Genomic DNA, 13,896 nt, shown 5'->3' on the forward strand with positions numbered 1-13,896 from the left:
GAACAGGGAGGATTGTCATGAGCAACCATGTCTACAAGAAGGTGGAAATCGTCGGCACCGCCGAGACCTCCATCGACGACGCCATCCGCAACGGGATCGAGCGGGCGGCCAAGACGCTGAAGAACGTGGACTGGTTCGAGGTGGGCGAGATCCGCGGCCATGTCAGCGGCGGCAAGGTCGCCCATTTCCAGGTCGTGATGAAGGTCGGCTTCCGCCTTGAAGAATAAAGGCGAAGAATAACGGCGGGGACCCCGTGCCGTGGGTTGCGGGCGGGGCTTGCAAGCCCTATGGTCCGTGCCCATGGACACCCCCGATTTCGACCATTCCGAACCCATGCCCGGCGCCGCCGATGCGGACGCGGGCGAGCCCGATGCCGGCGAGCGCATCGCCAAGCGGCTGGCGCGCGCGGGCCTGTGCTCGCGCCGCGACGCCGAGCGCTGGATCACCGACGGCCGCGTCGCCGTCAACGGCACGACCCTGGACAGCCCGGCCTGCGTCGTGCGGCCCGGCGACGTCGTGCAGGTGGACGGCAAGGTCATTCCGGAGCCGGAGCCGGCCCGCATGTGGCGCTATTACAAGCCGTCCGGGCTGGTCACCACCGCCCGCGACGAGAAGGGCCGCACCACCGTCTTCGAACGGCTGCCGCCGGACATGCCGCGCGTCATCTCGGTCGGGCGGCTCGACCTGACGACCGAAGGGCTGTTGCTGCTGACCAACGACGGCGAACTGGCCCGCTTCCTGGAGTTGCCGGCCACCGGCTGGACCCGCCGCTACCGCGTGCGCGTCTTCGGCGAGGTGGACGAGGTCAAGCTGGCCGAACTGGCGAAGGGGCCAACCATCGAGGGGGTGAAGTACGGTCCCATCGAAGCCGTCCTGGACCGCATCCAGGGCCGCAACGCCTGGCTGACCGTCAGCCTGAAGGAAGGCAAGAACCGCGAGATCCGCAAGGTGATGGAGGCTCTGGGCCTTCAGGTGAACCGGCTGATCCGCGTCGCCTACGGCCCCTTCCAGCTTGGCAAGCTGGAGGAGGGCACCGTCGAGGAAGTGCCGAAGCGCGTGGTGCGGGAGCAGGTGTCCCGCTTCTTCACCGGCGCCGACCCGGCGGAGGATGGCAAGGCCAAGGGCGCCGCCAAGACCGCCGCCAGAGGGGAGGGCGCCAAGGGCGAGGCCCCCAAGAGCCGCCCCGCCGCTCCGGCGAAGGCGTCCAAGCCGCGCGACGCCAAGGCCGGATGGGCCAAGGCGGAGCCGAAGGCCGCGTCCGACCGGCGCAGCCACTCCAAGCCGCATGATGCCAAGCCGCGCGACGCCAAACCGTATGACGCCAAGCCGCACAGCGCCAAAGGCGCCTCGGCGGGCTCCGCCCCTGGCAAACCCGCGGCCAAACCCGGCGGCAAGCCTGGAACGCTGACGCTGAAGGGCGGAAAGCCCGGCGGCGGCGGGAAGCCGGGGCCGAAGCCGCGCGGCGCGGGTGGTGCAGGCGGTGCCTCTGGGGGCGGCGCGTCCGGCGGTGGCGCGTCGGGTGGCCGGGGACCGGAGCGGACCCGTGCGGATCGTCGGCGGTAGGCACCGGGGGCGGCGGCTGGCCGCCCCGGCGGGGAGCGACACGCGGCCGACCACCGACCGCACCCGCGAATCCCTGTTCAACATCCTGGGCCACGCCGACTGGGGGCCGGACGGCGCCGACCTGCTGGAGGGCGCCGTCGTCGTGGACGCCTTCTGCGGCACCGGCGCGCTGGGGCTGGAAGCCCTGTCCCGCGGCGCCGCCCACGCCAGCTTCCTGGATGTGGGCCGCGCCGCTCTGGACGCCGTGCGCGCCAACGTCGCGGCGCTGGGGGAGGGTGCGAACGCCGCCGTCCTGCGTGCCGACGCCACCCGCCCGCCGGCGGCGGCCCGCCCCTGCACGCTGGCCTTTCTCGACCCGCCCTACGGCCAGGATCTGGCGCCGCGGGCGCTGGCGGGGCTGGCGAAGGCCGGCTGGCTGGCCCCCGGCGCGGTGCTGGTGGTGGAGGTCGCCGGGCGCGATCCGCTGCCCCTGCCGCCCGGCTTCACGGACCTGGACGAGCGCCGCTACGGCGACACCCGCATCCAGTTCCTGCGCTATCGGATTTCCGACGCGGTGCCGCCTCAGCCGTAGGTGAAGAAGGACGAGGAGACCTGCATCGGCGCGATCCCCGCCAGGATCAGCCGGTCGCCGCCCCCGAAGTCCAGCAGCGCGCTGCCCGAGCCGTCCGACCCCAGACGGTAGGTCATGTTGGACGCGATCTGGATGCGGTCGTTCTGCGCACCGCTGAAATCGGCGATGCGGTCCTGCCCGCCGCCGCGCGCGAAGACGAACAGGTCCGCCCCGGCGCCGCCCCACAGCGTGTCGTTGCCGGCATCGCCCCACAGCGTGTCGTTCCCCTCGTCCCCCATCAGCAGATCGGCGCCGGAGCCGCCGTGCAGGGCGTCGTTCCCCACCTGCCCGCGCAGCGTGTCGTTTCCGGCATCGCCCCACAGCAGATCGTTGCCCGCGCCGCCGAAAAGCTGGTCGTTGCCGCTCAGCCCGCTCAGCGTGTCGTTGCCGGCCCCGCCATGCAGGCTGTCGGCCCAGGTGTTTCCGGTCAGCGTCAGGTTCCGCGGGATCTCCACGATCTCGAAGGTCCGTCCGGTGAACTGCTCGGCGTAATAGTCGATGGAGTTCATGTAGTTGGGGCGCAGGGTCGGGGTCAGGTCCGACATGATGGTGCCGGTGGCGGCGAAATTGCCGTAGGTGGCGCCGCCCGCATACTCGTCGAAGGCGCCGATCATGTGGCCGAACTCGTGGGCCGCCAGTTCGTCCTGGTAATCGGGACCCCAATCGGTCTGGGTGCACCAGTTCAGCATGTCGCAACGCCCGTAGCTGTTGCTGACGTTCACGTTGTAGTGCTGATTCCCGGAGTTGACGAACTGGACGTCGAAGCGGATGGCGTAGCTGCCGGTGCCGTCCGACAGGCTGTACTTGTCGCCCCAGATCCCTTCGATCCCCTGCTCCCACACCTGCTTCATCGACCCGGGGTCGTCGCCGGTCAGGTGGATGCGGGTCTGCACGGTGAAGGCGGAGCCGTCGAAGGACAGGTCGTACTTCACGTCCCAGCCGAAGCCGCCGTCCGCGCGCGTTTCCGCGTAATTGATGGTCGCGGGGGCGAAGCTTGTGGGGACCGGTGCCGCGGGAGCCGACGCCAGCGTGCCGGCGTTGTTCCCGTAGGAATAGCTGATGGCCTGCGTCGTGGTGGTCTGCGTCCCGGAATTCTGCGTCCCGGCATTTTGCGGCGCGTTCTGGCGCATGGCACGCTTCATGGCACGATTCCCCTGGTTCGGTGCGTCTTGGGAGACATCATGCGGGCAGGATTGCAGGCTTTCTTGTGACCTTAACGTTCCCTTAACCTTTTTCCTAAGGTCGTAGGACACCCCTTACGGTCGGCGCGGCAACGCGAGGGGACCTTGGCCGGTCGGTCCTGTTGAGGCCTAGGACGAGCGGCGGCGGGCGCCGCATCCGGGGCGGGGCGGGTCATGATCAAGGATCTCTGGTACAAGAACGCGATCATCTACAACCTGTCGGTCGGCAGCTTCATGGACGCCGACGGGGACGGCATCGGCGATTTCCAGGGTTTGCAGCGCCGGCTGGATTATCTGCAGGGGCTGGGCGTGACCTGCCTCTGGCTGGGGCCGTTCCAGCCGTCGCCGATGAGGGATCACGGCTACGACGTCGCCGATTTCTACAACGTCGATCCACGCTACGGCACGTTGGGCGATTTCGTGGAATTCAGCCACGCCTGCAAGCAGCGCGGCATCCGCGTCATCATCGACCTCGTGGTCAACCACACCTCCGACCAGCACCCCTGGTTCCAGGCGGCGCGCAAGGACCCGGAGTCCCCCTATCGGAACTGGTACGTCTGGTCGGACAGGAAGCCGCCCGACGCCGACCAGGGAGTCGTCTTTCCGGGTGTGCAGGAAACGACCTGGACCTGGGACAAGGAAGCGCGCGCCTATTACTTCCACCGCTTCTACGAATTCCAGCCGGACCTGAACACCGCCAATCCGGAGGTGCAGGCCGAACTGCTGAAGATCATGGGCTTCTGGATCGAACTGGGCGTGTCGGGCTTCCGCATGGACGCCGTGCCCTTCGTCATCGCGTCCAAGGGGGCGGACGTGAAGAAGCCCAAACAGCAGTTCGACATGCTCCGCACCTTCCGGGAATTTGTGCAATGGCGGTGCGGCGACGCCGTTCTGCTGGCGGAAGCCAACGTGCTGCCGAACATCGACCAGGAGTATTTCGGCGACGACGGCGACCGCATGCACATGGTCTTCAACTTCCAGGTCAACCAGAACCTGTTCTACGCGCTGGCCACCGCGGACACGCGGCCCTTGGTCAAGGCGCTGGACGCAACCAGGGTGCCGCGCCCGGCCACCAACCAATGGGGCCTGTTCCTGCGCAACCATGACGAACTTGACCTTGGCCGCCTGACCGAGGCGCAGCGCAAGCGCGTGTTCGACGTCTTCGGGCCGGACAAGGACATGCAGGTGTACGGGCGCGGCATCCGCCGCCGGCTGGCCCCGATGATGCACGGCGACCGGCGGTGGCTGGAACTGGCCTACAGCCTTCTGTTCACGCTGCCCGGCACGCCGGTGCTGCGCTATGGCGACGAGATCGGCATGGGCGACGACCTGTCCCTGCCGGAGCGCGACTGCGCCCGCACCCCGATGCAGTGGTCGGACGAACCGCAGGGGGGCTTCACCAAGTCGGACGAGCCCGTGCTGCCCGTCATCAGCGGCGGAGCCTACGGCTACGAGCGGATCAACGCCGCCCACCAGCGCCGCGAGCCGACGGCCCTTCTGAACTGGACCGAGCGCATCATCCGCATGCGCAAGGAGTGCCCGGAAATCGGCTGGGGCGATTATCAGGTGCTTCCCACCGGCTCGCAGGCGGTGCTGGCGATCCGCTACGACTGGCGGAACAATTCGGTCGTGATGATCCACAATTTCGACGACCGGCCGCACGAGATCACGTTGGCGGTGGATGGCGAGGGCAAGTCGCCGCGGCTCGTCAACCTGCTGACCGAGGACCACGACGAACCCGACGAGGACGGGCGGCACCGTCTGGTGCTGGAGCCGTACGGCTACCGCTGGTACCGGCTGGGCGGGCTGGATTACCTGCTGCGCCGGACGGAGGAGTGAAGCGGTCTTGACATCGCCCGGCCCGGAGGCGGACTCTGGCGCCGCCGTCCCCATCCGGGGGCGGTCTGTCAGACGCTTGTTCTCAGGGCAGGGTGGAAATCCCGACCGGCGGTAGCCCCTCGCAAGAGGGGGAGCCCGCGAGCGCTCCCGGCCTTCGGGCGGGGAGGTCAGCAGATCCGGTGAAAAGCCGGAGCCGACGGTTACAGTCCGGATGGAAGAGGACGAGCCGGTCATCACCGTGCCCCGCGCTTGCCGTGGGCGCGCGTGCGGTGGCCTGCGACGGCGGTCCGCGGGAATTCCCCCCGCGCCGCCGGATGTCTCTTTGCGCCCTGATTCAGGCTCGCCCCAACCGGAGTGAGAACCGTGAATCAGACTTTTGCCAGCACCCAACCTTCCACCGGCCTTCTCGACCGCTTCGGCACCGCCGAAGAGCGGGTTGCCCGCGCCGTGGACGCCATCCGCAAGGGCGGCGGGGTCGTCGTCGTGGACGACGAGGACCGGGAGAACGAGGGCGACGTGATCTACGCCGCCGAGACCATCACCGCCGAGCAGATGGCCCTGCTGATCCGCGAAGGGTCGGGCATCGTCTGCCTGATCCTGACCGACGCGGACGCGCGCCGTCTGGACCTGCCGCCCATGGTGGGGGCCAACACCGCGCGCTTCGGCACCGCCTTCACCGTCTCCATCGAGGCGCGGGAGGGCGTGACGACCGGCGTGTCGGCGGTGGACCGGGTGACCACCATCCGCACCGCCATCGCCGACGGCTGCAAGCCCGAGGATCTGGCCCGGCCCGGCCATGTCTTCCCGATCCGTGCCCACGCCGGCGGCCTGTCCGCCCGGCGCGGCCACACGGAGGCCACCATCGAGCTGACCACCCTGGCCGGACGCCGCCCGGCGGGGGTGCTGTGCGAGGTGATGAACCCGGACGGCACCATGGCCCGCCTGCCGGAACTGGTGGCCTTCGCCGAACGCCACGGCATGCCGGTGGTGACCATCGAGGATCTGGTCGGGGCGATGCGCCTGCGCGCCGCCGCGTGACGGGTCAGGGCGGGCTGCGTTCGCGGACACAGCCCGCCCCCCTTTACCGCTTCCCTTTACCGTCGCCCGAACAGCCGTTCGATGTCGGACAGTTTCAGTTCCACGTAGGTGGGGCGCCCGTGGTTGCATTGGCCGCTGTGGGGGGTGGCCTCCATCTGGCGCAGCAGGGCGTTCATCTCCTCCACGCTCAAGGACCGCCCGGCGCGGACGGAGCCGTGGCAGGCCATGGTGCCGCACACCGCCTCCAGCCGCTCCTTCAGCGACAGCGCGTCGCCCAGCTCCGCCAGTTCCTCGGCAAGGTCGCGGACGAGGCTCTTGACGTCGCTCTGGCCCAGAAGGGCAGGCACCTCGCGCACCAGGACGCAGCCGGGGCCGAAGCCCTCCACCATCAGACCCAACTCGGCCAGTTCGGCGGCGCGGCCCAGCAGGCGGTTGGCGGAGGGTTCGTCCAGTTCCACCAGTTCGGGGATCAGAAGGGCCTGCCGCTTCACCCCACCCTCCAGAAGGGCAGCCTTCATCCGCTCATAGACCAGCCGCTCGTGCGCGGCGTGCTGGTCCACGATGACGATGCCCTCGGTGGTCTGGGCGACGATGTAGGTGTTGTGGACCTGCGCGCGGGCGGCGCCCAGCGGGTGGCTGTCGAGCGGCGGAGCGGAAGCGGCGGCTTGCGCCGTGTAGTCCGGCGGACGCGCGGCGGGCGCGGCCTGCCAGCCGGCGAGGCGGCCCTGCAAGGGGGGAAGCGGCGCCTGATGGGGCGCCTGGAAGGCGGTCGCCCGGTCGGCCAGCCCGCGCGGCACGGCGGAGCCGTAGCTGCCGCCCCAGGATTGCACGGGATTGCGGTAGGGCAGGGGAGAAGGCTGAGGCGGAGCGGTTCCGTCCGTCTCCGTCCCGCCGTCCGGGCGGAGCGCGCCCAGCGTCGCCAGCCCCACGGTGGTGGAGGCGCGGTGCCCGGCCTCGGCCAGGGCGTGCTTCAGAGCGCCGACGATCAGCCCGCGCACCAGCCCTTGGTCCCGGAAGCGCACCTCCGCCTTGGCGGGATGGACGTTCACGTCCACCTCCTGCGGGTCGAGGTCGAGGAACAGCGCCAGCATGGGGTGGCGGTCGCGCGGCAGGAAATCGGCGTAGGCCGCCCGCACCGCGCCGACCATCAGCTTGTCCCGCACCGGGCGGCCGTTGACGAACAGGTGCTGGTGGCGGGCGGTGGGGCGGTGCAGGGTGGGCAGGCCGATCCAGCCGGCCAGCGTCACCCCCTCCCGCGCGGCCTGGACCGGCACGGCGTTGTCCTGGAAATCGCGCCCCATCAGCGCGCCCAGCCGGGTCAGCCGGGCGTCCAGCAGGTCGCCCTGCGCCGCCGACAGGCGCAGCGCCGAGCGCCCGTCGCCGTCCAGCGTGAAGGCCACGCCGGGATGCGCCATGGCCAGCCGCTCGATGCAGTCGCCGATGTGGTCGAATTCGGTGCGGGCGGCCTTCAGGAACTTCAGGCGGGCGGGAACGGCGGCGAACAGGTTGCGCACCTCCACACGGGTGCCCTGGGCCAGCGCCGCCGGCTGCGGCGCGCCCTTCAGCCCGGCGTCCACGGTCAGCGCCCAGGCGCTGTCGGCACCGCGCGGGCGGCTCGTCAGGGTCAGGCGGCTGACCGCCCCGATGGAGGGCAGCGCCTCCCCCCGGAAACCCAGCGAGCGGATGTCCAGCAGGTCGTCGGACGGCAGCTTGGACGTGGCGTGCCGTTCCACGGCGAGCGCCAGTTCATCCGGACCCATGCCGCAGCCGTCGTCGGTGATGGTGATGAGCGACTTTCCGCCGTCGCGCACCACCACGTCGATGCGGGTGGCCCCGGCGTCGATGGCGTTTTCCACCAGTTCCTTGACGGCGGCGGCGGGCCGCTCGATCACCTCGCCGGCGGCGATTCGGTTGACGAGCGTGTCTGGCAACATGCGGATCGGCATGGCCCAAATATAGTAGGCCGGCAGCAGGAATGCCACCATGCGCAGGGTAGGGAGGGGTCAGGGATCGGCAATCCTTTGGACGGCGCGGCCTTCAGGTCGTTGCGCGTCGTCGTTCATGCCGATCGCTTGTGGGTGATAAATAAAAAGAAGAGACGATCTTCTTCATGCTGCTGTGAAAACAAAAAATTTCGTGGTGATCCAGACTCAAGAACAAATAAGCGGACATCGATAAATAATACAAACGCATGAATATGAAATAATATTTGTGAGTCCAAGGGGTGTCGGTGATGGTGTTCTTCCTTTCATTCCTCCATAGGAGCGTTCGATGTCCGATACCCCGACCAGCTACGCCTCGGCGGTCAACATTCCGGTGGCCAGCCAGCCCTTCAATGTGGAAAACCGCGCCAACAATCTGGGCATCATCATCGGCACGCCGAGCGGCCTGCTGCACGAGGTCCAGGTCGACACCGGTTCGACCGGCATCGTCATCCCGGCCTCGCTGCTGATGGTCGACGGCGACACGTCGAAGGGTCTGGCCGCGGGCGTGGTGTGCCTCGGTCCGGCGCAGATCGCCTACCAGCCGTCCGGCAACACGCTGGTCGGCTGCCTCTACCTCGTGCCCAGCCTGCAACTCGGCGCCGCCCTGAACGAGTCGAAGCAGATCGTCTCCGCCTGCGAGGCGGGGCCGCTGGTGGTCTTCGGCGCCCAGTATGCCGGCAACACCAGCACGCCCGGCGTGCAGAACCCCGTCGATGCCGGCATGGGCATGATGGGCATCGGCTTCGGCCGTCCGGCGCTGAGCTACACCGCCAACGCCGGCCAGTCCGACGAGATCGTCTACACGCTGAGCAACCCGTTCCTGGCGGGGTCGGTCGACGGGCAGGCGCTCTATCCGTCCTATCTGCTGTCCTCGGCGGGGTCCGGCCTGGACGGCTACATCACGCTGGGCGTCACGCCGGAGCAGTTCACGGCCAGCCCCTTCAACGGCCAGACCGTGTCCCTGACCGCTGGTAAGCCCCCGATCCCCAAGAACGTCCCCAACACTTGCAACTGCGCCCCGGCGTCGGGCACGTCCTGGCCGGCGGCTCCGGTCCAGTCCTATTGGGAGACCGGGCCGGCGACCGTCACCATCAGCACGGCGAACGACGGGCTGCCCCTGAAGGGCACGCTGCTGCTCGACACCGGCGTCAGCCTGATGATGATGAGCGTTCCGCAGGTGCGGAACTGGGGCGCCAATCTGGGCGGGGCCGGGATCACCATCGCGGTGCCGAACGGCTCCAGCACCTCCGCGGAGCCGATCATGAGCTACAGCTTCACCGTCTCCACCGCGGCTCCGGTCAAGGGCGTCTACGCCATCGACACGTCGCTGTCCAACGCGGCGGCCCCGACGTCGCTGGAGCCGGTCGTGCCGTCGGGCGACCTTGCCTTCGTCAACACGGGCATCAACGTGCTGCTGTCGTACAACTACTTCTTCGACGGGTATGCGGGCCAGCTCGGCTTCGCCACCACCGCTCCGGTCACGCTTCCGTAATCACCGGCCGTCCGACCGTCCCGCCCGGCTCCGCGCCCGGGCGGGGCGGTTCCGAAGGAGGCGGTCACGCCGGGCCGGTCTTGTCGGCGGGGTGGCCGTCCTCCTCCGTCTTCGGTTCGGCGGGGGTGGCGGGGCAGGTGGCGCGGGACGGGCCGGTGACGACGTCGAAATCGAAATCGGACATGATGTGACCTCCGGTTCGTAAGGGAGGCCGCCGCGACCGTCAGGGGAATTTTGCGTGCACCGCGTGCTGGAAACACAAAAGCCGCCTCGGGTCGGGCGGCTTCGGGTGCATCGTGGGTGTGCGATACCTAGGCCGCCGGTGTGTACCAGCGGTACCAAAATCGCCCCAGAAGGGCGGACGAGGTGAGGCGCACGGGGTTCATGACGCGCACCCTACGCCGGATCGTCCCGCCGCACAAGGGCTTCCTGGCGGGACGGCGCCCGGCGCTTCGGTCATTCCGGGTCAGGCGACCGCTTCGCTGATGTCGTCGTACAGTTCCTCGGCGGCCTGGGCGGCGCCCCAGGCGATTTCCACGATCTTGTCGGCTTGGGCGGACAGATCGGTGAAGGAAAGGCCGAGATCGAGCAGGACGAGCGACTTGTCGAAGACCTTCAGCCAGCCCGGCTTTCCCTTTTCAAGCATCTCCAGCGCCGCGTCCATACGGGTCGCCCACTCGCGGCCCTCGTTGATCATCTCCTGCTTGGCGACGATCTTGACGATCAGGTCGTTGATCTGGGTTTCCAGCTTCGGCAGCGCAGCGGCCAGCGCCTTGTTGTTCTTGGCGACGGTCTTCAGGTCCTTCATGGCCCGGTCGAGCTTGGACATCACCTTGCCGAGTTCCCGCGAGATCTCGTGGGATTTCACGTCCACGCCGTCCAGCTTGCTCAGATACTGCTTGATGTCGCCGCGGCACTTCCCGATCGTGCCGAGTTCCGTCCCGAAGACCGCGTTGATGACCTCCTTCGCGGAATCGGAGCTGTTCCGCGCGGCCGACTTCTTCGCGTTGTAGGCTTTGACGAGCTTCGTGACCTGCCCGTTGATCGCCGTGCGGAACTTCTCGGCGGACAGCCAGAGCTTGACCAGATCCTTGAACAGCCCGAGGCAGCTCTTGACCATGCCGTAGATGCCGATAACCGCGGACACCCCGCCGGTCGCCACGGCCCCGCCGATCCCGGCGGCGGAGATCGCGACGCCACCGATCTGCAGGCCGACATGGACGGCAGCCCGCCACTTGTATTTGCTGTAATCCTTGTTGGTCTTGACGATCTGCGCCCACGCCTTCTTGACGTTGGCGTCCACCTCCTTGGGGAGGCTCGACGCCTTCATCTTGATGCCGGCGTAGCAGACATCCGCCGCGGCCTTCTGCATGGCGGGATCGCCGACCAGACGGCCGATCACCTTGTCCGTCTTGGTGACTTCGGCGACGGCGCCGGCGATGAAATCCTTGTAGGCGGAGGACGCGGCGTCCTGGAGCTTCTGCCAGGACAGCGGATCGTCCTGAAGCTTCTCGATGAATTCCTTCTCGAAATCGACGCCGATGCCGATGTTCAGCTTGCCGCCATCGAAGGTGATATTCTTCGGCTTCGCTTCCGCAAGGATGACCTTGGCGGCGTTGGCCTCGATGAATTTCAGGATGGGCATCAGCGTCTCCACACGCGCAAGGGCTTCCGAAGCGGTTCGGGAAAGCGTGGCGCTGGAGGATTGATGGCGCTACAAACGATTGCACCAATTTGGCGGAGCGGGCGGTGCGGCGCCGGGATGGCCAGTGCTTTGTGCATCCAACCTGGACCTCATCCCGCTGGGGTGGCCGGTCGGATGGGAAGCTCCCCCACCGGGGCGGGGGAGCGGTGTTTCAGCGATTCCTGCGGTACCAGCCGATCAGCCCGTTGGTCGAGGCGTCATGCCCCAGCGCGGCGGTCGGGCCGCTCTGGAGTTCAGGCAGGATCTTGCCGGCAAGCTGCTTGCCAAGCTCCACCCCCCACTGGTCGAAGCTGTTGATGTTCCACACGATGCCCTGGACGAACACCTTGTGCTCGTACAGCGCGATCAGGGCGCCCAGCGTGTGGGGGTCCAGCTTCTTGAACAGGATGCTGTTGGACGGCTTGTTGCCCTCGAACACGCGGTGGGGGACCAGCGGCTCGATGGCGTCGGCGGGCTTGCCGGACGTGGCCATCTCCGCGCGCACCTCGTCGGCGGTCTTGCCGCGCATCAGGGCTTCCGGCTGGGCGAAGAAGTTCGACAGCAGGATGCGGTGGTGGTCGCCGATGGGGTTGTGGGTCTCCGCCGGGGCCAGGAAGTCGGCGGGGACCAGCTCCGTCCCCTGATGGATCAACTGGTAGAAGGCGTGCTGGCCGTTGGTGCCGGGCTCGCCGAAGACCACCGGGCCGGTGGCGTAGTCCACCCGCGCGCCCTGCCGGTCCACCGTCTTCCCGTTGCTCTCCATGTCCAACTGCTGGAGGTAGGCGGGGAAGCGGTGCAGATACTGGTCGTAGGGCAGCACGGCGTGGGACTTGGCGCCCCAGAAGTTGACGTACCAGACGCCCAGCATCGCCATCAGCACGGGCATGTTGCGCTCCAGCGGAGCGGTGCGGAAATGCTCGTCCATCGCGTGGGCGCCGGCCAGCAGCTCCTGGAAGCGGTCCATGCCGATGCCGAGCGCGATGGGCAGCCCGATGGCCGACCACAGCGAATAGCGCCCGCCGACCCAGTCCCAGAAGCCGAACATGTTGGCCGGGTCGATGCCGAACTTGCGCACCTCCGCCTCGTTGGTGGAGACGGCGACGAAATGCTTGGCGACGTGGGCGGGATCGCCGGCGCTTTCCAGGAACCAGCGCCGCGCGGTGTGGGCGTTGGTCAGCGTCTCCTGGGTGGTGAAGGTCTTGGACGCGATGACGAACAGCGTCGTCTCCGGGTCCAGCCATTCCAGCGTCTCGCTGATGTGGGTGCCGTCCACGTTGGAGACGAAATGCACGCCGATCTGCGGGTGCAGGTAGGGGGTCAGCGCCTCCGTCACCATCACCGGGCCAAGGTCGGACCCGCCGATGCCGATGTTGACGATGTCGGTGATCGGATGGCCGGTGTAGCCGGTCCAGGCGCCGTCGCGGACCTGCCGGACGAAGCGCTCCATCCGGTGCAGGACGGCGTTCACCTCCGGCATCACGTCCTGGCCGTCCACCATGACGGGGCGGTTGGAGCGGTTGCGCAGAGCGGTGTGCAGGACGGCGCGGTCCTCGGTGATGTTGATGCGCTCCCCGGCGAACATGCGGTCGCGCCAGTCCTCCACCCGCTGCTGGCGGGCGAGGTCGAGCAGCAGGGTCCGCGTTTCCTCGGTGATGCGGTTTTTCGAATAATCGAACAGCAGGCCGCAGGCTTCCAGGGAAAAGCGGTTGAAGCGGTCGGCGTCGGCCGCGAACAGGTCGCGCATATGGAGGGCCGATGCGTCCTGGCGGTGACGGGCCAGGGCTTCCCAGGCGGGCGAACGGGTGAGCGCTGACATTGGGATTTTGCCTCCTTCTCGCGTGCGCGGAGCCTACCACCAATCGGCGCGCGGCGGGTACGCGCCAAAGCGGCGCATCGAACGCGCACAAAGAGATAGGTTGAGCGGACTATGTGCGGCAGCCGATGAAACCGGCAACCCGGAGCTTGTGTTCCTTTCGGGACAGGAGGTGACCATGAGCGACCCGAACGAGCCCGAACGGAACCCGCCCATCCCGGCGGAGCCCATGCCTTCGGAGGAGGAGCGCCGCGAGGACCCGCGGCCCGATCAGGTGGGGATCATCCCCGGCAAGGTGCCGGGCCGCCCCGTGGACCCCGGCGATCCGCGCTTTCCGGGGAGCCAGCCGGATCTGGCGTGAGGGGGGGTGGTTGAGGTGGGCCCCCACCCAACCCTCCCCCGCTTTGCTCTCGCGCAAGTGTAGCTTGCGCTGACGCGGCAGGCGGACCAAGGTCCGCCGAGAGCAGGGCAGGGCTTAACTCCTCCCCCTGCGAAGCGGGGGGAGGTCGGGAGGGGGGCCTCACCGCGACCGCTCCCCCCTCAGCTCCCATAGGCGCTAACATAAGGCTGATGCGATAGATGTGTCCGGCGTAACGGAGTGCGCCGGGCTCTGTTTTCCGGGGATGCTTTCAACTGATCCCGCCGATGCCCCCTGGCGCACGGTTGAGACGCTGGTCCGCTCGGTCATCGA

Annotated in this window: 10 protein-coding genes, 1 pseudogene and 1 riboswitch; of the genes and pseudogenes, 7 read left to right on the plus strand and 4 right to left on the minus strand. The window is 68.2% G+C overall.

The window, feature by feature from the left end:
• Nucleotides 1–17 precede the first annotated feature (17 nt).
• The 3 genes and pseudogenes from DS843_RS27645 to rsmD all read left to right on the plus strand — a co-directional run bounded on the left by DS843_RS27645 (nucleotide 18) and on the right by rsmD (nucleotide 2,134).
• Complete coding sequence (locus DS843_RS27645; protein WP_149472042.1) at nucleotides 18–227, plus strand: dodecin; 210 nt, start codon at nucleotides 18–20, stop codon at nucleotides 225–227.
• 106 nt (nucleotides 228–333) lie between these two features.
• Nucleotides 334–1,128 (plus strand): annotated as a pseudogene (locus tag DS843_RS32170) (pseudouridine synthase); the annotation flags it as partial.
• Between the two features lie 415 nt (nucleotides 1,129–1,543).
• Nucleotides 1,544–2,134: a 16S rRNA (guanine(966)-N(2))-methyltransferase RsmD gene (gene rsmD, locus DS843_RS27655; protein WP_149472044.1), complete on the plus strand. Its 591-nt coding sequence runs from the start codon at nucleotides 1,544–1,546 to the stop codon at nucleotides 2,132–2,134.
• On the opposite strand, the gene DS843_RS27660 is transcribed toward rsmD, so the two are convergent.
• Complete coding sequence (locus DS843_RS27660) at nucleotides 2,125–3,315, minus strand: calcium-binding protein (RefSeq protein ID WP_149472045.1); 1,191 nt, start codon at nucleotides 3,313–3,315, stop codon at nucleotides 2,125–2,127. The genes rsmD and DS843_RS27660 overlap by 10 nt on opposite strands.
• 213 nt (nucleotides 3,316–3,528) lie before the next feature.
• Between DS843_RS27660 and DS843_RS27665 the strand changes: the two genes are divergently transcribed.
• On the plus strand, nucleotides 3,529–5,193 hold the full coding sequence (locus DS843_RS27665) for an alpha-amylase family protein (RefSeq protein WP_149472046.1): 1,665 nt from the start codon (nucleotides 3,529–3,531) through the stop codon (nucleotides 5,191–5,193).
• Nucleotides 5,194–5,267: 74 nt separating this feature from the next.
• A riboswitch (FMN riboswitch) is annotated at nucleotides 5,268–5,420 on the plus strand.
• A gap of 136 nt (nucleotides 5,421–5,556) precedes the next feature.
• Nucleotides 5,557–6,231, plus strand: a complete 675-nt coding sequence (ribB, locus tag DS843_RS27670) for a 3,4-dihydroxy-2-butanone-4-phosphate synthase (RefSeq protein ID WP_149472047.1) — start codon at nucleotides 5,557–5,559, stop codon at nucleotides 6,229–6,231.
• A gap of 56 nt (nucleotides 6,232–6,287) precedes the next feature.
• On the opposite strand, the gene mutL is transcribed toward ribB, so the two are convergent.
• Complete coding sequence (mutL, locus tag DS843_RS27675) at nucleotides 6,288–8,216, minus strand: DNA mismatch repair endonuclease MutL (protein ID WP_475849425.1); 1,929 nt, start codon at nucleotides 8,214–8,216, stop codon at nucleotides 6,288–6,290.
• Between the two features lie 286 nt (nucleotides 8,217–8,502).
• On the opposite strand from mutL, the gene DS843_RS27680 reads away from it, so the two are divergent.
• A complete protein-coding gene (locus tag DS843_RS27680; protein WP_149472048.1) occupies nucleotides 8,503–9,708 on the plus strand; it encodes a hypothetical protein in 1,206 nt (401 codons plus the stop codon).
• Nucleotides 9,709–10,174: 466 nt separating this feature from the next.
• Here the strand turns inward: DS843_RS27680 and DS843_RS27685 are convergent, their stop codons facing one another.
• Nucleotides 10,175–11,353: a hypothetical protein gene (locus DS843_RS27685; RefSeq protein WP_149472049.1), complete on the minus strand. Its 1,179-nt coding sequence runs from the start codon at nucleotides 11,351–11,353 to the stop codon at nucleotides 10,175–10,177.
• A gap of 211 nt (nucleotides 11,354–11,564) precedes the next feature.
• Nucleotides 11,565–13,208, minus strand: a complete 1,644-nt coding sequence (gene pgi, locus DS843_RS27690) for a glucose-6-phosphate isomerase (protein WP_149472050.1) — start codon at nucleotides 13,206–13,208, stop codon at nucleotides 11,565–11,567.
• 175 nt (nucleotides 13,209–13,383) lie between these two features.
• Between pgi and DS843_RS27695 the strand changes: the two genes are divergently transcribed.
• Nucleotides 13,384–13,566, plus strand: coding sequence for a hypothetical protein (locus tag DS843_RS27695; protein ID WP_149472051.1), 183 nt, complete (start codon nucleotides 13,384–13,386; stop codon nucleotides 13,564–13,566).
• Nucleotides 13,567–13,896: the final 330 nt, after the last annotated feature.

It is taken from the genome of Roseomonas genomospecies 6, from assembly GCF_008365375.1.
GTDB lineage: Bacteria > Pseudomonadota > Alphaproteobacteria > Azospirillales > Azospirillaceae > Azospirillum.